Here is an 18,945-nt window from a genome sequence, read left to right on the forward strand (position 1 = left end):
CGCGGTCGTCCTTGCCGCCCTTGTCGTGGTCGCCGTAGCCACCCCGGTCGTCCTTGCCGCCGCGGTCGTCCTTGCCACCCTTGTCGTGGTCGCCGCCGCGGCCACCCTCGTCGTCACCCGTGATGACGCGAGCCATGAAGCCGCCACCGGTGTGGACACCGCCGTGGGGCCGGTCGCCGCGGTCGCCGCCGTAGCCGCCGCGGTCGTCCTTGCCGCCCTTGTCGTGGTCGCCGTAGCCACCCCGGTCGTCCTTGCCGCCGCGGTCGTCCTTGCCACCCTTGTCGTGGTCGCCGTAACCACCGCGGCCGCCCTCGTCGTCGCCCGTGAGGACGGAGGCCATGAAGCCGCCGCCGGCGTGGACGCCGCCCCAGGGCTTGTCGCCCCGGTCGTCCTTGCCGCCGCGGTCGCCGTAGCCACCACGGTCGTCGTCGCCGTAGCCGCCGCGGTCACCGCCGCGGTCGGAGTCGGACTTCCCGTGGTCGTCGCCGCGCGAGGACGAGTAACCGTTGTCGTGACCGGAGTCGCCGGACGTCACCATGGCGTAGGCGGCCGGACCGGTGATGGCGAGGACCGCTGTGACGGCGGCCGAAGCGAACAGTGTGCGGGCAGAGCGCATCTGAACACATTCCTTCCGACGCAACTGCGAAGAGTGACGGGCTGTCGACTCAATGTGGCGCAGTGGCGACGTGATCCACCGTCAGTCGGAATGCCGATCCGCGCCATCGGGGAGCGGCGCATTGGAGCTACACCCTGCTCTTTTCGGGTGGCACCGGGCCGATAATCACCCGTTGGACTGCACGCAGCGCCGCGTGAGGTTTGGGCGACGGAGGGCCACCCGTTTGCCGGTGCGTCAGTTCATCGGCGCACTCGACGACCGGTCCGCCAGGATTTCTCATTTCCCGTCAACAGGCATGTGGGCAATGTGAGTTGACCCCGTGTCGTGTGCGCCGTGTCGCGGGCCGGCCGGGCTGGGCGGTTCCGACGGTCCGTCGGTTCCTGCGCGTCGGCGGTCGCCGATCCGGGTCCGTCACGTGTCGCGGCGGGCGACTCGCCGTCTCTGACCTGCTTGCTTTCGGGCGGCGCGAGGTGTTCGGGTCCGGAGCCGGTGACCGGGCCGGTAAATCGGTTGTCGGGGGGTCCGGCCCCTGCTGTACTCGCCGCTGAAGTCGACCGACCGAAGGAGCGGGTCATGCGGGGAACTCACATGTTCATTCAGACGGGAATTGCCACCGATCTCGAAGACATGGAGTTTCGTGCACACGCTGAACCTGGGAATTCTGGCGCATGTCGACGCCGGTAAGACGAGCCTGACCGAGCGGCTGCTCCACACCGCCGGAGTCGTCGACGAGCTCGGCAGCGTCGACGACGGCAGCACCCGGACCGATTCCCTGGCGCTCGAACGGCAACGCGGCATCACGATCAAATCCGCCGTCGTCTCGTTCGCCGTCGACGACACCACCGTCAATCTGATCGACACCCCCGGTCACCCGGACTTCATCGCCGAGGTGGAACGGGTGCTGAACGTGCTCGACGGCGCCGTGCTGGTCGTCTCCGCGGTGGAGGGCGTCCAGGCGCAGACCCGCGTCCTGATGCGGACGCTGCGACGCCTGCGCATCCCGACGCTCGTCTTCGTGAACAAGGTCGACCGGGGCGGCGCGCGGGACGGGACCGTGCTGCGGAGCATCGCCGAGAAGCTGACCCCGGCCGTGGTCGCCATGGGGTCGGTCGACGGACCGGGCGGCCCGGACGCCCGCTGCGTGCCGTACACCGGCGCCGACACCGGCTTCACGGACCGGCTCGCCGAACTGCTCGCCGACCACGACGACGAGCTCCTGGCCGCGTACGTCGGGGACGCCGCGCCGCTCCCGTACGACCGGCTGCGCGAGGAACTGGCGGCGCAGACCGGGCGGGCCCTGGTGCACCCGGTGTACTTCGGCTCGGCGATCACCGGTGTGGGGGTGGACGCCCTGATCGGCGGCGTCAGGGAGTTGCTGCCCGCGGGCCGGGGCGATGCCGACGGGCCGGTCTCGGGCACGGTCTTCAAGGTGGAACGCGGACCGGGCGGCGAGCGGACGGCGTACGTCCGGATGTTCTCGGGCACGGTACGGGTCCGCGACCGGCTGCCGTTCGGCCGGGGCGAGGGGCGTACCGAGGGCAGGGTGACCGGGATCGATGTCTTCGACGGGGGGTCGGTCGTGCGCGGGGCGGAGGTCGGCGCGGGCCGGATCGCGAGGCTGCGGGGACTGGACGGCATCCGGATCGGCGACCCGGTCGGGGTGCCGGACGAGGACGGGCCGGGCAGGTGGTTCGCCCCGCCGACGCTGGAATCGGTCGTGGTGCCCCGCCCGCCCGCGAACCGGGGCGGGCTGCACTCCGCGCTCGCGCAGCTCGCCGACCAGGACCCGCTGATCGACCTGCGGCAGGACGACGTCCGCAAGGAGCTGTCCGTGTCGCTCTACGGCGAGGTGCAGAAAGAGGTCATCGAGGCGACGCTGGCCGACGAATTCGGAATCGGCGTCACCTTCCGCGATACCACCACCATTTGTCTGGAACGACCGGACGGCAGCGGCGCGGCGCACGAGATCATCGACCAGGGCGACAACCCCTTCCTGGCGACCGTCGGTCTCAGGGTCGACCCCGCCCCGGTCGGCAGCGGCATCGACTACCGGCTGGGGGTGGAACTCGGGTCGATGCCCTTCTCCCTGATGCGGGCGGTGGAGGAGACCGTGGTGGAGACCCTGCGGCAGGGAATCCACGGCTGGCAGGTCACCGACTGCGTCGTCACCATGACGCATTCCGGCTACTGGGCTCCGCTGAGCACCGCGGGGGACTTCCGGAACCTGACCCCGCTGGTCCTGATGAGCGCGCTGAAACGGGCCGGCACCACGGTGCACGAACCGGTCCACCGGTTCCGGCTGGAACTCCCCGCGGAGCTGTTCGGCCCGGTCCTGCCCGTGCTCGCCCGGCTGGGGGCCGTCCCCGGCACACCCGACGTGCACGGTTCCGCCTGTGTGCTGGAGGGCGAGATCCCGGCGGCCCGCGTCCACGGACTCCAGCAGCGGCTGCCGTCCCTGACCCGCGGCGAGGGGGTGCTGGAATCCGACTTCGAGCGGTACCGGCCCGTCGTCGGCCCGCCCCCGGACCGGCCGCGCACGGACCACGACCCGCTCAACCGCAAGGAGTACCTGCTGCGCACGATGCGCAGGGTCGCAGCGGGCGGGGAGGCGCGGTGACCTGGTGATCCGGTGGCGGTGCCCGCGGCTTGGACGTCGCCGCTCGTTAGGATCGAACGGACCCGTGAGGGCCGGGAGACGTCTCGCGACGGTCCGGGCCGTGCGGGCGGGGGACCTGATCATCGATGCGACACGACGGCGGAGCCGTCGTCGGGAGAAGTGAGCAAACCGTGGCCATGGTGGGCCTGTTCTGGATCGCCGAGGGCGACGTGTACGTGGGCGCGAAGCCGACCGGTATGGCGCCCGGGGTGCGCCTGACCCCCGAGGGCGTGATGGGCCTCGGCGACGGGCAGTCCGTCCTCCACCTGTGGGAGGACGTGCGTGCCCTGACCCTGGCCGACGTCCCCATGAAGTCCTTCATGCGGCAGGCCGGGAAGGCCGGGGGCGTGGCCCTGGAGACGGTGATGAACCTGGTCCTGCCCGAGCGCCCGCTCCGGGCGGGCGAGGCCCCTCCGGCGATGACGCTGCACGTGGAGACGCACGACGGCGACCACCGGCTGACGGCCTACGCCGCCGCGGCCTCCGGCTACTCCGAGACGGAGGCGGGCCTCTCCGGGGCCCTCCTGTCCCGCCTGACGGAGGGCGCCGCGACGATGTCCACGACGCTCGCCGCGATGTCGGACTGGGGCCGCACGGAGGGCGGATCGCCCCGGGGCGCGGAGCGGGAACGACTGCTGCGGCAGTGGGCGGACCAGGGGAACTGACACCGCTTCGGGCCGGGGCCCAGCTTTTTCGGCTGGACCGGGAGCCCGGGTTCTTCGGCCTGACCGGGGCCCGGGTTCTTCGGCCGGGCCGGGACCCCTGCCTCTTCGGCGGTGGGACGCGCACCCGGACCGGGCGGCCGGGATCACTGCTCGGCGACCGCCGGTTCCGGGTGGTCGGGGGTCAGTGTTCGGTGGCCGCCCGTTCCAGCTGGGCGGTGATCCCCTGCCGGTCGATCTGGATCCAGTACTCGACGATGAGTCCGTCCTCGACGCGGTAGACCGCGCTGGTCATCGCCGTGACCTGCGCACCGGTCGGCAGGTGGTGGTCCACCGGTCCGACGTGCCGCCCGTTCTGGGTCCAGCGGGCGTAGACCCGGTCCCCCTCGGCGATGAGCTCGTCCACGGTCAGGGTGAAGGGGCCGTACGCGTCGAGCATCTCCTGGACGTGCTCGGTGTACTGCTGCGGCGTCCGCTCCACGACCGTCGGCGCCTCCGAGACGACCTGATGGGCCCGGACCCGGTCGGCCATGAAGCGACCGGCCCGGTCGGGGTGCAGCCCCGAGCGCACCTGCAGGAGGAACTGGTGGACGGTGTCCTTGGCGTTGTTCATTGGCGAAGTGTGGCATTCCGCTCGGGTTGCGGCGGATTCGGGGCGTTCGTCGGCGACTGCTGGGGAAACAGACTAGTTCAGCAGGGAGCGCGCGGCCCGCGCCCGGCGGCGTACCTCTTCCGCCGTCACGGGCTCGACCGCGTCGACCACGTCCGCGTACTCCTCCATCTCCGCCGCCCCGCGCAGGAACTGCCCGCTCTGCACGAGCAGCTGCGCACGCTCGTAGCGCAGTCTGGCGGGGTGCGAGGGCAGCAGCAGCGAGAGGTCCACGGCCCACAGCGCCACGTCCGTGCGTTCCGGACGGTGCGCGGCCCAGGCCCTGATGTTGTTCAGGATGCGCAGCACGATGTCCAGGGTCTGCGCGGGCACCAGCATCGACTCGTCGAGCGGCCGCCCGGTCGCCCCCGCCGCCAGCAGCTCCGCGTCCTGACCGGTCATCGGCCGGCCGCCGTCGAACGGATCGGCCAGCACCCGCTCGTCCGGGTCGCCGAAACCGACGACGAAATGGCCGGGAAGCGCCACCCCGTACACCGGGGCCCCGGCGCGGCGCGCCACCTCGATCCACACCACGGACAGCAGGATCGGCAGTCCCCGGCGCCGCCGCAGCACCTCGTGCAGCAGCGACGACTCCAGCCGCCGGTAGTCCGCCGACGAGCCCGCGAAGCCGCACCGCTCCCCGAGCAGCTCGGCGAGGGCCGAGGCCCAGGCCCGGCCGCCCCGCACCCCGTAGGGCAGTCGGCCCGCCAGCTCGTCCAGTTCGATCTGCGCCGCGTCGATCCCGTGCTCGCCCAGCGAGGGATCGGCCACCGCGCCCAGCAACAGGCAGAGCAGCGCGAGATCGGGCCGCTCCTCGCGCGCCTCCTCGGCGAACCGCCTGCGCAGCTCGTCGGGGCCGGGACGGTCCGGCTGCTCCTGGTGGTGAGGGTTCATCGGAATCGTCCGCCTCGGTGAGGGTCCATCGGGATCGTCCGCCTCCGTCACGCCGACCGGGAGTGCCGGAAGTGGTGGTACAGGTGGTGGACCGCGAACCCCATGCCCTCGTACATCGCCCGCGCGCCCTCGTTGTCCGACTCCACCTGGAGCCACGCCGCCGACGCGCCCTCGTCCAGGGCCCGGCGGGCGAGCGCGGTCATCACGGCGGTGGCCAGACCCCGGCGCCGGTACGCCGGATCGACCTCGACGGCCATGAAGCCCGCCCACCGGCCGTCCACCACGCACCGGCCGATCGCGGCGGGCGGGGCGCTTCCACCGGCTGCGGCGTCGGCGTCGGTGTCGGCTGCGGCGTCGGTGCCGTCGGCCGGTATCGACGCGAACCACACCGACGGGCCGCCGCGCAGCACCTGGAGGACGTGCGGGTCCGGCGTTTCGAAGCGCTGGTAGCGGGAGAGCCACGCCTCGTCGAGGTCCCGGTCCAGCCGCACCCGCGAGACGTCCGCCGCCAGGTCGCCGATCGGCGCCAGCGCGGCGGTCCGCACCTCCGTCGTCACCTCGCGCCGCCAGCCGCGCTCCTCCAGCTCCGCGCAGAGCAGTTCCTGGGTTCCCTCGGCGCCGGTCGCGGCCTGGACGTACGCGGGCAGGCCCCGTTCCCCGTACCACTGCCCGACGCGCCGGAGCGCCTCGTCGAGCGGCATGCCCGGATCGCCGAGCGGCAGCACGGAGTTGGCGCGCCGGGTGAACCCCCCGGCGGCGCGCAGCCGCCACTCGCCCAGCGGTTCGCTCTCCACCGGCGGCCAGGCACGGGCACAGACGGCGGACAGTTCGTCGAAGGAGGCGGCGGGACCGCGGCGGCGGGCCGGAGCCGCGGGCACGACCTTGCCCGCGACCAACGCGGACTCGTCGATCCGGACGGATTCACCGTTCTTCCGTGTGATCGAGAGCACACCGTTGTCCCATGATGTGAGAACCCCGACGGTGTCCGTGAACTTCGCGCCTTGAGGATCGGTCTCGCACACACGCCGGACTGATACACGTTTGCCCACGTCAACCGGTGTGATTCGGACCTCGAGCTGTCCGCCGATGGTGAATTCCACAGCTCTGTGCGCCCCTCCTGTTCGGTTCGTGCCCCGGAACGGAGATACTAGGGGTGGGCATCGACGACGCCGCGCTCCCGCGCGAGAGCCAACGCCCTACCGAGGAGGAACGACAGCGTGACCTACGTCATCGCGCAGCCTTGTGTCGACGTGAAGGACAAGGCCTGCATCGAAGAGTGCCCCGTCGACTGCATCTACGAGGGCCAGCGGTCCTTGTACATCCACCCGGACGAGTGCGTCGACTGTGGAGCCTGTGAGCCGGTGTGCCCGGTCGAGGCGATCTTCTACGAGGACGACACTCCGGACGAGTGGAAGGACTACTACAAGGCGAACGTCGAGTTCTTCGACGACCTCGGGTCGCCCGGTGGTGCCTCCAAGCTGGGCCTGATCGAGCGCGACCACGCGTTCATCGCCGCGCTCCCGCCGCAGAACCAGTAGTCGGCGGCCGCCACGCGCACCGCCCCGGTCCCGTACGGCTCGTCACCGTGCGGGGCCGAGGCGTTTTCGCACCCGGGTGACGGGTGCCCGGTGCCCCGGCGGCCCGTACGGGAGAACCCCGTACGAGAAAGCCCCGTACGAGGAAGTTCCGTACGCGAAAGCTCCGTACGAGAAAGCAGAGAGATTCCGTGTCCGCAGTCTCCGCCCGTCTCCCGGTCTTCCCGTGGGACAAGCTCGCCCCCTGCAAGTCGACGGCCGAGGGGCACCCCGACGGCATCGTGGACCTGTCCGTCGGCACGCCCGTCGACCCGGTGCCCGCACTGATCCAGCAGGCGCTCGTCGCCGCCGCCGACAGCCCCGGCTATCCGACGGTGTGGGGGACCGCCGAGCTGCGCGACGCGATCACCGGCTGGCTGGAGCGGCGGCTCGGCGCGGTCGGGGTGACGCACGGGAACGTCCTGCCGGTCGTCGGCTCCAAGGAGCTGGTGGCCTGGCTGCCGACCCAGCTCGGCCTCGGCCCCGGCGACAGGGTGGCGTACCCGCGGCTCGCCTACCCCACGTACGAGGTGGGTGCCCGGCTCTGCGGCGCCGAACCCGTCGTCTACGACGACCCGACCGAGCTGGACCCGGCCGGGCTGAAGCTGCTCTGGCTGAACTCGCCGTCCAACCCGACCGGCCGGGTTCTGTCCAAGGACGAACTGACCCGGATCGTCGCCTGGGCCCGCGAGCACGACGTACTGGTCTTCAGCGACGAGTGCTACCTGGAACTGGGCTGGGAGGCCGAGCCGGTCTCCGTGCTGCACCCGGACGTCTGCGGCGGCACGTACGACGGCGTGGTCGCCGTCCACTCGCTCTCCAAGCGCTCCAACCTGGCCGGGTACCGGGCCGCCTTCATCGCGGGCGACCCGGCCGTGCTGGGCGATCTGCTGCTGATCCGCAAGCACGGCGGAATGATGACGTCCGCCCCGGTCCAGGCGGCGACGGTCGCGGCGCTCGGTGACGACGCGCACGTCGCCGAGCAGCGCGAGCGGTACGCGCAGCGGCGCACGGCCCTGCGCGCGGCCCTGGAGGCGCACGGCTTCCGGATCGAGCACAGCGAGGCCAGCCTCTACCTGTGGGCCACCCGCGACGAGCCGTGCTGGCAGACCGTGGCGTACCTGGCGGAGCTCGGCATCCTGGTGGCGCCCGGCGACTTCTACGGCACGGCCGGCGACCGCTTCGTGCGCGTGGCGTTCACGGCGACGGACGAGCGGGTCGCGGCGGCGGTCAAGCGCCTGGCGCCGTAGGCGGGCGATCCGGACCGGACGGGCGGACGGGCGGGCGGACGGGCGGACGGGCGGACGGGCTCGGACCTGTTCGCGGTCGGTCCGCTGTACAGGTTCGGTCCGTCGTACGCGGTCGGTCCGTCGTACGCGCGAGGGGCCCCGGGAACGCATCGCGTCCCGGGGCCCCTCGCGCGTGGTGCGCCGACCGGTGGCCGGGGCGGGTCAGCCGAGCGGCAGGCCGCCCTCGGCGGCGCCACCGAGGGTCTCGCCCGCGTTGCCCGCGAGGCCGCCCGCGGCCTTCTGCACGGTGGGGGCCGCCTGGGTGCCGGCCTCGCCGACGGTCTTGCTCGCGACCGGGAGGGCCGTGCCGACGAGCTTGCCGCCGGTCTCGTTGGCCGTGTCGGCACCCTGCCGGGACGTGCCGTCGACCGCCTTGCCGAGACCGGCGCCGTCCGCCACCTCGCCGAGGCCGGCCCCGTCGACGGTGGTCAGACCGCCGAGCTCCGGGGCCTGCGGAAGCGTCGCGGCACCCGCGGCTCCGGCCGCGCCGACCACGGGGGCGGCGCCTGCGGCGATCAGCAGCGCGGCACGGGCGATCCGACGGGTCAGGGGGAGGGACATGATGCTCCTTCGACGGGATGAGGAATCTGTCTGTCCGTTGATCGGACGCAATGACAACCGTCGTGAGGGCGGGAGAGGTTGCGGTGGGCCGAGGTAAAGAGTCGGTAACGCACCGCACGGTTGGGGGCGGCGCAATCCGGTCGGTCCGTGATTTTCCGGATGGTCTGATGAACCGTCACTTCCCTTGCGCCGCAAGGAAAGTGACGGTGATTCGGGAAGCGGCGGGAGATGTCGCGGCGATCCGTGCACGGGAACGGCCGGGAAGCACCGGACGACCGCTGAGGGCGACCGGGCGAACTACTGCGCGAGCCCGATCCGGACCTGGGTGGTGCCCGATTCCTTGCGTTCCGTCCGCCAGCCCGCCCCGGCCTCCCACACCCGGCCCGAGTAGGACACCTCGTCGATCCCGAGCGTCTCGGAGCGTGCGACCGCCCAGTGCGCGAGCTCCCAGCCGTGCCGGTCCGCGCCCTTCTTCCCGCCCCCGGACGCACGGGTCGCGCGCACCGGCACCGAGACCGTGCCCGCAGCCGGAGCCCCGGCCGCGGACTTCCCGTCCGACGGCGCGCCCCCCTGCGCGGGCAGCACGTCCTTGCCGAAGGCGCGCACCAGCTCCGAGCGCACCTTCGCCGGGTCCGCCTTCGCGGCCGTCGCCCGAGGCGGCACGCAGTTCAGCGTGGCGGGCGCCCGGCCGGTCAGCGCCGCAGCCAGCAGCGCCGCGTCCGGCTCGTGCTTCGCGTACGCCTGTGGGAAGCCGCTGCGCTGGACCCGCTGCGCGGCGACCGTCAGCGGCAGCCGCGAGTAGCCGGGGACCTTCGCCAGGTGCCGGTAGAACTCGCCGGCGGAGTAGACCGGGTCCAGGATCTGCTCCTCCGTGCCCCAGCCCTGCGAGGGGCGCTGCTGGAACAGGCCCAGCGAGTCCCGGTCGCCGTGCTCGATGTTGCGCAGCCCGGACTCCTGGAGCGCGGTGGCCAGCGCGATCGTCACGGCGCGCTCCGGCATCCCGCGCGAGGCGCCGACCGCCGAGATCGTCGCGGCGTTGGACGCCTGCTCGGGGCTCATCCGGTAGGTACGGGCCCCGCCGTCCGAACCGTCGGAGGACTCCACCGTGCAGCCCTCGACGAGCTTGTTGCCGGTTATGTACTGAACGGCCAGATAGCCGCCGAGCGCGGCGAGCACGACGAGAGCCGCCGTGAGGCGGAAGAGGCGGCTGCGGCCGGTGTGTCGGCTGGTGGGAGAGACGGTCCGGGGCACGGGGCCACCGTACTGGAGTGCAGGACCGGGGCCGAGGGCCCAGGGGCCCAGGTTCGGATCATGACGCGTCCGAGGGGTCCGATCCGCCCCGGAGCGAACGAAAAGCCCTGGTCCCGTACGGTCCCGCCCATGACCGGCGATGAGACGGGCCTGCCGACCGCGGGCGGGGTCGTTATGGTCGGTGCCATGCCCGAAACCACACTTGACCTCACCCTGGACGGCCCGGCACTCACCGCCGCGCTCGTCGACTTCCCCTCGGTCAGCGGTCAGGAGAAGGACCTCGCCGACGCGATCGAGTCGGCGCTGCGCACGCTCCCGCACCTGACCGTCGACCGGCACGGCAACAACATCGTGGCCAGGACGAACCTGGGCCGGGCCGAGCGGGTCGTGCTCGCCGGGCACATCGACACCGTGCCGATCGCGGACAACGTGCCGTCCCGGCTCGACGCCGACGGCCTGCTGTGGGGCTGCGGCACCTCCGACATGAAGTCGGGCGTCGCCGTCCAGCTCAGGATCGCCGCGACCGTGCCCGAACCCAACCGCGACCTCACCTTCGTCTTCTACGACAACGAGGAGGTCGCCGCGCACCTCAACGGCCTCGGCCACATCGCCGACGCCCACCCGGACTGGCTCGCGGGCGACTTCGCGGTCCTGCTGGAGGGCTCCGACGGCGAGGTCGAGGGCGGCTGCCAGGGCACCCTGCGGGTCTTCCTGCGCACCGAGGGCGAGCGGGCCCACTCCGCGCGCGGCTGGATGGGGTCCAACGCCATCCACACCGCCGCCCCGATCCTGGCCCGCCTCGCCGCGTACGAGCCGCGCCGCCCGGTCATCGACGGCCTCGAATACCGCGAGGGCCTGAACGCGGTGCGGATCGAGGGCGGCGTCGCCAACAACGTCATCCCCGACGCCTGCACCGTCGTCGTCAACTACCGGTACGCCCCCGACCGCACCGCCGAGGAGGCGCTGGCCCACGTCCACGAGGTCTTCGCGGACTGCGGCGTCGCCGAATTCGTCGTCGACGACCACTCGGGCGCGGCCATGCCCGGCCTCTCCCACCCGGCGGCCCGGGCGTTCATGGCGGCGGTCGGCGGCACCGCCCGGCCCAAGTTCGGCTGGACGGACGTCTCCCGCTTCGGCTGCCTCGGCGTCCCCGCCGTGAACTACGGCCCCGGCGACCCGCTCCTGGCGCACAAGCGCGACGAGCACGTGAAGGTCGAGCGGATCACCCACTGCGAGGAGCGCCTCCGCTCCTGGCTCACCGGCTGACCCACGGCATTCCCCTGGTCGTAACCTCCGGCGATCTACCCTGACCTGACAACGGACGGCCGCCGTCGGACGGCCGTCGATCGTCGTCGGAGGGAGCAGGTCATGGGCAACCCCGAGGGAGCACGCGTCCCCGAGGAACAGCGGCTCGGACCGGTACTGCGCCGCAGGGAACAGGTTCAGCCCGGCACCACCGACCAGCGGCTGCTGGACACCGAGGGCGACTCCGAGTGGGTGCACACCGACCCCTGGCGGGTGATGCGCATCCAGTCGGAGTTCGTCGAGGGCTTCGGCGCGCTGGCCGAACTGCCGAGCGCCATCAGCGTCTTCGGCTCCGCCCGCACCCCGGCCGACGGACCCGACTACGAGGCGGGCGTACGGATCGGCAAGGCCCTGGTCGAGGCGGGCTTCGCGGTGATCACCGGGGGCGGGCCCGGCGCGATGGAGGCGGCGAACAAGGGGGCGCGGGAGGCGAAGGGCGTCTCGGTCGGCCTCGGCATCGAACTGCCCTTCGAGTCGGGCCTCAACCCGCACGTCGACATCGGTGTGAACTTCCGCTACTTCTTCGTCCGCAAGACGATGTTCGTGAAGTACGCGCAGGGCTTCGTCGTGCTGCCCGGCGGCCTCGGCACCCTGGACGAGCTCTTCGAGGCCCTCACCCTCGTCCAGACGGGCAAGGTGACCCGCTTCCCGATCGTGCTGTTCGGCACCAAGTACTGGAGCGGCCTCGTGGACTGGCTGCGGGACACGGTGGTGGCCCAGGGCAAGGCGTCCGAGCACGACCTGCTGCTGTTCCACGTCACGGACGACGTGGACGAGGCGGTCAACCTCGTGACGAAGGAAGTCGGCCGGTAGGTCACGTCCGGGCCGGGCCGGGGCGGGGACGGGCGCCCGCCCCGGCCCGCGGGCGTCAGGCCAGGCCGCGGCGGGCCACCGCGGGCTCCCGGTGACCGGCGATCGACGCCACCATGTCCAGGACCTGCCGGGTCTCCGCCACCTCGTGCACCCGGTAGACCTGCGCGCCCAGCCACGCCGAGACGGCCGTCGTCGCCAGCGTCCCGAGCACCCGCTCCTTCACCGGCCGGTCGAGCGTCTCGCCGACGAAGTCCTTGTTGGACAGCGACACCAGGACCGGCCAGCCGGTCTCCGTCATCTCGCCGAGCCGCCGGGTCGCCTCCAGGGAGTGCCGGGTGTTCTTCCCGAAGTCGTGACCGGGGTCGATCATGATCCCGTCGGGCCGCACCCCGAGCGCGACCGCCCGCTCGGCCAGCCCCACCGTCACCCGCAGGATGTCCGCCATCACGTCCTCGTAGCCGACCCGGTGCGGCCGGGTCCGGGGCTCGGCGCCGCCCGCGTGCGTGCACACCAGACCGGCGCCGTACCGCGCGGCGACCTCCGCGAGCTTCGGGTCGTGGCCGCCCCACGCGTCGTTCAGCACGTCCGCGCCGGCCTCGCAGACCGCCGCGCCCACGTCGTGCCGCCAGGTGTCGACGCTGATCACCACGTCCGGGTGGCGGCGGCGCACCTCCGCGACGAAGCCCACCGTGCGGCGGGCCTCCTCCTCGGCGGTCACCTCTTCGCCGGGGCCCGCCTTCACGCCCCCGATGTCGACGATCGCCGCACCGTCCGCGATCGCCTGCTCGACGCGGGCGAGCGCCGGTTCGTCCCGGAAGGTCGCGCCCTGGTCGTAGAAGGAATCCGGGGTGCGGTTCACGATCGCCATGATCACCGGCTCGTGCGCACCGAATTCGCGCCGTCCCAGCCTGAGCGCGCCGCTTCGCATCCCGTGTCTCTCCTCCGGTAGATCGCCCCGCGGGTCGCCTGCGCCCCTGGGCCGTGTCCGCCAAGTTATCGCCTGGTCCCGGCCGCCGGTCCCACGGTCCCGGCCGGGCGGACCCCGGTCGTCGGTCCCACGGTCCCGGCCGGGCAGGGCCCCGGTTGTCGGTGCCGCATGGCACGATCGGACCCGGACAGGTTTCCGCCCATGGGGAGATGCGCGTGTTCTGGTTCTTGCTGCTGACGATGGTGGTGGTCGTGGCCGCGGTCACCCTCGCGGTGGTCGGCGGGGGGAAGAGCGCGGTCCTGCAGGACGTGGCGCCCGAGCAGCTGACCGACCCGCTGCCCGGGACACGCCCGGTCGGCCGTGCCGACATCGACGCGATGCGGCTCCCGGTGGTCGCGCGCGGCTACCGGATGACGGAGGTGGACGAGGCGCTCGGCCGCCTCGGTGCCGAACTCGCCGAGCGGGACGCGCGGATCGCGGAGCTGGAGTCGGCGCTGGCCGGTGCCCAGGCGACCGCGGTCGGCGGCCCCGCGCTGTTCGAGCGGCCGGCCGTGGAGCCGTCGGAGGAGCGCCACAGGGCGCCGTGGGAGGCGCCCGAGCAGGAGCCCGGCGGGAGCGGGCAGGACCATCCCGAGTACCCCGGAGAGGAGCCCCGGCGATGAGCGGCGGAGCCGAGGCCGCCCAGGACGGCGGACTGCGCTGCCCGTGGGGGCTCGCCACCGAGGACTACCTCGCGTACCACGACACCGAATGGGGCCGCCCCGTCCACGGCGACGACGCCCTCTTCGAACGGCTCTGCCTGGAGGCGTTCCAGTCGGGCCTGTCCTGGCTGACGATCCTGCGCCGCCGCGAGGGCTTCCGCTCCGCCTTCGCCGGATTCAAGATCCCCGCAGTGGCGGAGTTCACCGGCGCCGACGAGGAACGCCTCCTCGCCGACGCGGGCATCATCCGCAACCGGGCGAAGATCGAGGCCACCCTCGCCAACGCCAAGGTGCTGGCCGGCTGGCGCGCCGGCGAGCTGGACGAGCTGATCTGGTCCCACGCACCCGACCCGGCGGGCCGCCCGGCCCCGCGCACCCTCGGCGACGTCCCCGCCGTCACACCGGAGTCGACGGCACTGGCCAAGGACCTCAAGAAGCACGGCCTGCGCTTCGTCGGGCCCACCACCGCCTACGCCCTGATGCAGGCGTGCGGCCTGGTCGACGACCACCTGGCCGACTGCGTGGCACGCGGCGGCGGCGCGTAGCCCGCCGGGCCCTTCGGAGCCTCCCGCCCGTCCGCTACCGGCCGAGGTACTTCGGCTTCTCCTTGTTCAGGAAGGCCTGCACCGCGATCGTGTGGTCCTCGGACGCGCCCGCCCGGGTCTGGAGCTCGTCCTCCTTCTCCAGCGCCTCGTCGAGCGTGTGCCCGGCGCCGTGGGCCAGGGACTCCTTGAGCGCGGCGTACGCCACCGTGGGGCCGGACGCCAGGGCGCGGGCCACGGCTGCGGCCTCGGCGGCCAGGTCGGCCGCGGGCACCAGCTTGTTCACGATGCCCAGCTCGTACGCGTCCTGCGCGGAGATCGAGCGCGGGAAGAACAGCAGATCGGCGGCGCGGCTCTGCCCGATCAGCCGGGGCAGCGTCCAGGAGACGCCCGAGTCGGCGGTGAGCGCGACACCGGCGAACGAGGTGTTGAACGAGGCGGTGTCGGCGACCACCCGGTAGTCGCAGGCGAGCGCGAAACCGAAACCGGCACCCGCGGCGACGCCGTTCACCCCGGCGACGACCGGCTTGGGCATCCCGGTGAGGGCCCGGACGATCGGGTTGTAGTGCTCCCGCACGGTGCTCAGCGCGTTGCCGCCGTCCGACTCACGGGCCTCGGCGAGCTTGGCCACGTGCTCCTTCAGGTCCTGGCCCACGCAGAAGGCGCGCCCGGTCGCGGTGAGCAGAACGGCCCGTACGGCGGTGTCGGCGGCGGCGGCCTCCAGCGAGTCCCGGAGCGCCACCTTGGTGGCCGTGTCCATGGCGTTCATCGCGTCCGGACGGTTGAGGGTGATCGTCGCGAGTCCGTCGCTCACCTCGTAGAGCACGCTGTCCGCCATGTGATCGGCCATTTCGTTGTCCCCTCCGGACCTCGGGCAATGCCTGTCCAGGCAAGCATGGCCGACGCGGGCGGAAGCCGACATGTGACCTGCGTCTAACAATTGCACCCCGACAAAGGGGCGAGGGCGGCGGAGTATCGCAGGTCGATCGCCGAAATGGGTGGTTTTGCGAGAGCGCGTTGCACAAGCGATGCCGACCGAGGTTGGTCATCGGGGTCTGTGATGCGGGATAATGACCTGGAAGCAATGTGTTCGATGCCGGTGACACAGCGCCTGTCAGTGGGGCCGCCGGTTGCGATGAGCTGGTTTCAGGAAGGGGAACGAGCATGGCGGCCATGAAGCCGCGGACGGGCGACGGCCCGCTCGAGGTGACAAAGGAGGGGCGGGGCATCGTCATGCGCGTTCCGCTCGAAGGCGGCGGTCGGCTTGTCGTGGAGCTGACGCCGGACGAGGCCGATGCACTCGGCGATGCCCTCAAGAAGGTCGTCGGCTGAACAGCGGCGTTCACTCTTCATCACTGCCCCGGCACGGTGCCCGTGCCGGGGCAGTGATGCGTTCACGACGGTCCGGGGCCGGCCGGCCCGGAGCCCGGGAGGCCTGACGGCCGGGGGCGCGCGGAAGTGCCGGGAGCCCGGCCGGCCCCCGTTCCCGCTCGGGGCGCTCAGCCCCGTCGCACCGCGCACAGCAGCCCGTCGCCCACCGGCAGCAGCGTCGCCATCAGCTCCTGGCTCTCCCGCACCGTGCGCAGCAGCTCCCGCAGCCGCAGCACCTCCGCGGGCTGCGCCGCGGAGTCGACTGTACGGCCGTCGGCGAAGACGCCCTCGAAGCAGACCAGGCCGCCGGGCCGCAGCAGCCGCAACGATTCGGCGAGATAGTCCAGGCTCTCCAGCCGGTCGCCGTCGCAGAACACGAGGTCGTACCCGCCGTCCGCGAGCCGGGGCAGCACGTCCAGGGCGCGGCCGGGGATGAAGCGGGAGCGGTTGGCGGCGAAGCCCGCGGCCCGGAACGCCTCGCGGGCGAACTGCTGGCGCTCGGGCTCCGGGTCGACCGTGGTCAGCACCCCGTCGGGCCGCATGCCATGCAGCAGATAGAGGCCGGACACGCCGGTGCCGGTGCCGATTTCGGCCACCGCTTTGGCGTCCGTCGTGGCAGCGAGCAGGCGCAGCGCGGCGCCGGTGCCTGGCGACACCGGGCGGAGCCCTGCGTCCCGGGCCCGGTCCCTGGCCCAGCGCACTGCTTCGTCCTCGGCGACAAAGGCGTCGGCGAACGCCCAGCTCGTCTGCCGGTTGGCGGTAATGACCCTCTCCTGTCCCCGTAGTTGGCGCAACGGTGACTGTATCCGCTGCACCCGGGAACCCGCAGATGGGACCGGGCGTTATGAGGAGGCGGGGGAGAGCCCGTGGGACCGGCCCCGCAGATCGGGTCCGGGAAGCCACGGGCCGGTGCTTTCCCGGGGGCCGTCCCCGGCCCCAGCAGGAAAAAGGCTTATCCGGAGCTAACGGGCGAGGTGGCTATGGTAGGGACTCCACTGGACACCACCAGAGCCGACAGGGGAGGTGCGGCTGCGCCTGTGGATCGGGGAGGAGTGCTGCGGCGCTTTCTCAGGTCGGCGGGTGAGCCGAAATCCGTGACCTACATTGCTGACCGTTCTTCCAACGACTCCGCACCGACCGCGACCTTCGCCTCCGATGCGGATTCCCAGGCGTGGACACCGCCCTCATGGGAAGAGATCGTCAGCACGCACAGCGGCCGGGTCTACCGCCTCGCCTACCGACTGACGGGCAACCAGCACGACGCCGAGGACCTCACCCAGGAAGTCTTCGTCCGTGTCTTCCGGTCGCTGTCGACCTACACGCCCGGCACCTTCGAGGGCTGGCTGCACCGCATCACGACCAACCTGTTCCTGGACATGGTCCGCCGCAAGCAGCGCATCCGCTTCGACTCCCTCGGCGACGACGCCGCCGAGCGGCTGCCGAGCCGCGAGCCGTCCCCGCAGCAGGTCTTCAACGACAGCCACTTCGACGCGGACGTGCAGCAGGCGCTGGACACCCTCGCGCCCGAGTTCCGTGCCGCCGTCGTGCTCTGTGACATCGAGGGCCTCTCGTACGAGGAGATCGCCGCGACGCTGGGCGTGAAGCTCGGCACCGTGCGCAGCCGTATCCACCGGGGCCGCTCGCACCTGCGCAAGGCGCTGCAGCACCGCTCGCCCGCGGCCCGTGCCGAGCAGCGCTCGCTGGCGGGCGCGGTACTTGCGGGGGAGGGCGGAACGGCGTGAGTGGCACAGGTCCGACCCCCGCGGAACAACACCTGGGGGATCGCCTCGCCGCGCTTGTCGACGGCGAGCTCAAACACGACGCCCGGGACCGGGTGCTCGCCCACCTCGCGACCTGTGCCAAGTGCAAGGCCGAGGCCGCGGACCAGCGGCGCCTGAAGAGCGTCTTCGCGCAGTCCGCCCCGCCCTCGCCGTCCGAGGGGTTCCTCGCCCGGCTGCAGGGCCTTCCCGGCGGTCCGGGAGGTGACGGCGACGACGAGGGAAGACCGTTCGGCGGCACCGGACGCTTTGCCGACGGGCTCTTCCCCGTGGTCCAGCAGCCCGGCAGCCGTACGGATCCGTCGGGGGACTCCCCGCTCGGAGGCTTCGGCTTCCTGCCGGCCCCGCACGGCTCGACCGCCGTGCTGCCGGGCAGGTCCCCCCGTTCCGGCTTCCGGATCCATGAGGTGGGACGGGAGGCCGACCGCTCGCCCTGGCGCGGCCGGAGATTCGCCTTCGCGGCGGCGAGCGCCGTCTCGCTGGCGGCCATCGCCCTCGGCGGCGCCCTGCCCACGGGCTCGGGGCCCGGTGCCGCGGCCCGCGCCTCGGGCTCCGGCTCCGGGAACGCCGTGACCCCCTTCGACACCGCTTCGCGCGGCGAGGGCAGCAGCCCGGCCGCCCGTCGCAACGGCGGCGGCGGCCACGGCAGGCTCACGGCGGCGGAGGAGGGCGAGCGCGTGGCCGTGGCGGCCCCGTCGACCGCACCGGACGTGGTGTCCGCATCCTCCGCGGCCACTCCCGCCACCCTGTCCACGTCCGCGGTGATGTCCACCGGGAGCCTCATGGGCGGTCCCTTCACCACCCAGGTCCTGACGAACATGTCCGCGTCACCGCTGATACGTCCGACCGCCCCCACCCCGCTCTTCGCCAAGGTGCTCGGACGCCTCGCCCCGCCGTCCCCGACTCCCTACGCACCGTCACCGCCACCGCCGTCGTCGTGGGCGCAACCGTCGGCCTCGGCTCTCCCCACCCCCACCGAGCGCGGCCTGCCGCTTTCCGTCCGGCGTTGACCGGGGCCTGCGCAAGCATTCGCAAACCTGGTTGAATTCCCGGAGCAGTTCCGGGAGGGACGCCCCCGCCGGGGCGTGCACGGGCCAGTTGAGGCAGTTGCGGGGAGAGCATGGAAGACGGGAAGTCCACCGGGCCGAAGGCGAAGTGGTGGAGCCGTCCCACACCGGGACGCGCCACCCGCACAGCGCCGGACGAGTCCTCGTTCCCCGTCGAGGACGCGCCGCCCGCGGCCGGCTCCGCGGGCGCGCCGACGGCCGGGCTCCCGGCCGCGGACGCCGTGCAGGCGCCCGCGGGCCCGGAGGCGTCCGCGCCGGACGACTCCCGCACCACCGCGGTCGCCGGGC

20 protein-coding genes and 1 pseudogene are annotated in these 18,945 nt (G+C 72.7%); 12 read left to right on the top strand and 9 right to left on the bottom strand.

The genetic code is table 11. The features are described from left to right. Positions 1-616 (bottom strand): hypothetical protein (locus ABZZ04_RS38120; RefSeq protein ID WP_356936835.1); only part of this gene is annotated, 616 nt, incomplete at its 3' end. Between the two features lie 637 nt (positions 617-1,253). On the opposite strand from ABZZ04_RS38120, the gene ABZZ04_RS38125 reads away from it, so the two are divergent. Together ABZZ04_RS38125 and ABZZ04_RS38130 are read left to right on the top strand one after the other, a co-directional pair. After that, a complete protein-coding gene (locus ABZZ04_RS38125) occupies positions 1,254-3,233 on the top strand; it encodes a translation factor GTPase family protein (RefSeq protein WP_356936836.1) in 1,980 nt (659 codons plus the stop codon). Between the two features lie 176 nt (positions 3,234-3,409). Further along, the gene (locus ABZZ04_RS38130; RefSeq protein ID WP_356936850.1) at positions 3,410-3,937 is read left to right on the top strand and encodes a hypothetical protein; all 528 of its coding nucleotides are present in this window, start codon (positions 3,410-3,412) and stop codon (positions 3,935-3,937) included. A 181-nt stretch (positions 3,938-4,118) separates the two neighbouring features. On the opposite strand, the gene ABZZ04_RS38135 is transcribed toward ABZZ04_RS38130, so the two are convergent. The 3 genes from ABZZ04_RS38135 to ABZZ04_RS38145 form a co-directional block, all read right to left on the bottom strand. Further along, positions 4,119-4,547 (bottom strand): ester cyclase, encoded by a 429-nt coding sequence (locus tag ABZZ04_RS38135; RefSeq protein ID WP_356936837.1) that lies wholly within the window; start codon positions 4,545-4,547, stop codon positions 4,119-4,121. Between the two features lie 72 nt (positions 4,548-4,619). Beyond that, positions 4,620-5,477, bottom strand: coding sequence for a transglutaminase-like domain-containing protein (locus tag ABZZ04_RS38140; RefSeq protein ID WP_356936838.1), 858 nt, complete (start codon positions 5,475-5,477; stop codon positions 4,620-4,622). Between the two features lie 47 nt (positions 5,478-5,524). Beyond that, positions 5,525-6,577 carry a GNAT family N-acetyltransferase gene (locus ABZZ04_RS38145; protein ID WP_356936839.1) on the bottom strand — a complete coding sequence of 351 codons (1,053 nt, stop codon included), beginning with the start codon at positions 6,575-6,577 and terminating at the stop codon, positions 5,525-5,527. A 117-nt stretch (positions 6,578-6,694) separates the two neighbouring features. Between ABZZ04_RS38145 and fdxA the strand changes: the two genes are divergently transcribed. Together fdxA and ABZZ04_RS38155 are read left to right on the top strand one after the other, a co-directional pair. Then, positions 6,695-7,015, top strand: a complete 321-nt coding sequence (gene fdxA, locus ABZZ04_RS38150) for a ferredoxin (RefSeq protein ID WP_018105475.1) — start codon at positions 6,695-6,697, stop codon at positions 7,013-7,015. A 188-nt stretch (positions 7,016-7,203) separates the two neighbouring features. Further along, positions 7,204-8,301: a bifunctional succinyldiaminopimelate transaminase/glutamate-prephenate aminotransferase gene (locus ABZZ04_RS38155; RefSeq protein WP_356936840.1), complete on the top strand. Its 1,098-nt coding sequence runs from the start codon at positions 7,204-7,206 to the stop codon at positions 8,299-8,301. A gap of 201 nt (positions 8,302-8,502) precedes the next feature. Here ABZZ04_RS38155 and ABZZ04_RS38160 read toward each other — a convergent pair whose 3' ends face one another. Both ABZZ04_RS38160 and ABZZ04_RS38165 read right to left on the bottom strand, forming a co-directional pair. Beyond that, positions 8,503-8,901, bottom strand: coding sequence for an ATP-binding protein (locus ABZZ04_RS38160; RefSeq protein ID WP_356936841.1), 399 nt, complete (start codon positions 8,899-8,901; stop codon positions 8,503-8,505). Positions 8,902-9,198: 297 nt separating this feature from the next. Further along, a complete protein-coding gene (locus ABZZ04_RS38165) occupies positions 9,199-10,152 on the bottom strand; it encodes a hypothetical protein (protein WP_356936842.1) in 954 nt (317 codons plus the stop codon). A 186-nt stretch (positions 10,153-10,338) separates the two neighbouring features. Here ABZZ04_RS38165 and dapE point away from each other — a divergent pair, with 186 nt between their 5' ends. Beyond that, positions 10,339-11,418, top strand: a complete 1,080-nt coding sequence (gene dapE / locus ABZZ04_RS38170; protein ID WP_356936843.1) for a succinyl-diaminopimelate desuccinylase — start codon at positions 10,339-10,341, stop codon at positions 11,416-11,418. Positions 11,419-11,520: 102 nt separating this feature from the next. Further along, positions 11,521-12,270, top strand: a complete 750-nt coding sequence (locus ABZZ04_RS38175) for a TIGR00730 family Rossman fold protein (RefSeq protein WP_356936844.1) — start codon at positions 11,521-11,523, stop codon at positions 12,268-12,270. A 55-nt stretch (positions 12,271-12,325) separates the two neighbouring features. Here the strand turns inward: ABZZ04_RS38175 and folP are convergent, their stop codons facing one another. Beyond that, entirely contained in the window at positions 12,326-13,198 is an 873-nt protein-coding gene (gene folP / locus ABZZ04_RS38180) for a dihydropteroate synthase (protein ID WP_148839042.1), read from the bottom strand. 215 nt (positions 13,199-13,413) lie between these two features. Here folP and ABZZ04_RS38185 point away from each other — a divergent pair, with 215 nt between their 5' ends. After that, on the top strand, positions 13,414-13,860 hold the full coding sequence (locus ABZZ04_RS38185; protein WP_356936845.1) for a hypothetical protein: 447 nt from the start codon (positions 13,414-13,416) through the stop codon (positions 13,858-13,860). Then, entirely contained in the window at positions 13,857-14,444 is a 588-nt protein-coding gene (locus ABZZ04_RS38190; RefSeq protein ID WP_356936846.1) for a DNA-3-methyladenine glycosylase I, read from the top strand. The genes ABZZ04_RS38185 and ABZZ04_RS38190 overlap by 4 nt, the downstream gene beginning before the upstream one ends. A 34-nt stretch (positions 14,445-14,478) precedes the next feature. On the opposite strand, the gene ABZZ04_RS38195 is transcribed toward ABZZ04_RS38190, so the two are convergent. Then, positions 14,479-15,291, bottom strand: a complete 813-nt coding sequence (locus ABZZ04_RS38195) for an enoyl-CoA hydratase-related protein (RefSeq protein ID WP_356936847.1) — start codon at positions 15,289-15,291, stop codon at positions 14,479-14,481. Between the two features lie 314 nt (positions 15,292-15,605). Here ABZZ04_RS38195 and ABZZ04_RS38200 point away from each other — a divergent pair, with 314 nt between their 5' ends. Beyond that, positions 15,606-15,773, top strand: coding sequence for a DUF3117 domain-containing protein (locus ABZZ04_RS38200; RefSeq protein ID WP_003966491.1), 168 nt, complete (start codon positions 15,606-15,608; stop codon positions 15,771-15,773). A 167-nt stretch (positions 15,774-15,940) separates the two neighbouring features. Here ABZZ04_RS38200 and ABZZ04_RS38205 read toward each other — a convergent pair whose 3' ends face one another. Beyond that, entirely contained in the window at positions 15,941-16,606 is a 666-nt protein-coding gene (locus ABZZ04_RS38205; RefSeq protein ID WP_356936848.1) for an O-methyltransferase, read from the bottom strand. Between the two features lie 186 nt (positions 16,607-16,792). On the opposite strand from ABZZ04_RS38205, the gene sigE reads away from it, so the two are divergent. The 3 genes and pseudogenes from sigE to ABZZ04_RS38220 form a co-directional block, all read left to right on the top strand. Continuing rightward, positions 16,793-17,554: an RNA polymerase sigma factor SigE gene (sigE, locus tag ABZZ04_RS38210; protein WP_262375829.1), complete on the top strand. Its 762-nt coding sequence runs from the start codon at positions 16,793-16,795 to the stop codon at positions 17,552-17,554. Next, positions 17,551-18,600: an anti-sigma factor gene (locus ABZZ04_RS38215; protein WP_356936849.1), complete on the top strand. Its 1,050-nt coding sequence runs from the start codon at positions 17,551-17,553 to the stop codon at positions 18,598-18,600. The genes sigE and ABZZ04_RS38215 overlap by 4 nt, the downstream gene beginning before the upstream one ends. Positions 18,601-18,710: 110 nt before the next feature. Further along, positions 18,711-18,945 (top strand): annotated as a pseudogene (locus ABZZ04_RS38220) (protease); the annotation flags it as partial.

This window comes from Streptomyces sp. NPDC006435, assembly GCF_040612315.1.
GTDB lineage: Bacteria > Actinomycetota > Actinomycetes > Streptomycetales > Streptomycetaceae > Streptomyces.

What these genes read in the sequence shown, in the direction of transcription:
- sigE (WP_262375829.1), top strand. Translation starts at nt 16,793, where the DNA reads ATGGTAGGGACTCCACTGGACACCACCAGAGCCGACAGGGGAGGTGCG.
- ABZZ04_RS38175 (WP_356936844.1), top strand. Translation starts at nt 11,521, where the DNA reads ATGGGCAACCCCGAGGGAGCACGCGTCCCCGAGGAACAGCGGCTCGGA.
- dapE (WP_356936843.1), top strand. Translation starts at nt 10,339, where the DNA reads ATGCCCGAAACCACACTTGACCTCACCCTGGACGGCCCGGCACTCACC.
- ABZZ04_RS38160 (WP_356936841.1), bottom strand. Translation starts at nt 8,901, where the DNA reads ATGTCCCTCCCCCTGACCCGTCGGATCGCCCGTGCCGCGCTGCTGATC.
- ABZZ04_RS38200 (WP_003966491.1), top strand. Translation starts at nt 15,606, where the DNA reads ATGGCGGCCATGAAGCCGCGGACGGGCGACGGCCCGCTCGAGGTGACA.
- folP (WP_148839042.1), bottom strand. Translation starts at nt 13,198, where the DNA reads ATGCGAAGCGGCGCGCTCAGGCTGGGACGGCGCGAATTCGGTGCGCAC.
- ABZZ04_RS38190 (WP_356936846.1), top strand. Translation starts at nt 13,857, where the DNA reads ATGAGCGGCGGAGCCGAGGCCGCCCAGGACGGCGGACTGCGCTGCCCG.
- ABZZ04_RS38195 (WP_356936847.1), bottom strand. Translation starts at nt 15,291, where the DNA reads ATGGCCGATCACATGGCGGACAGCGTGCTCTACGAGGTGAGCGACGGA.
- ABZZ04_RS38140 (WP_356936838.1), bottom strand. Translation starts at nt 5,477, where the DNA reads ATGAACCCTCACCACCAGGAGCAGCCGGACCGTCCCGGCCCCGACGAG.
- ABZZ04_RS38130 (WP_356936850.1), top strand. Translation starts at nt 3,410, where the DNA reads ATGGTGGGCCTGTTCTGGATCGCCGAGGGCGACGTGTACGTGGGCGCG.
- ABZZ04_RS38135 (WP_356936837.1), bottom strand. Translation starts at nt 4,547, where the DNA reads ATGAACAACGCCAAGGACACCGTCCACCAGTTCCTCCTGCAGGTGCGC.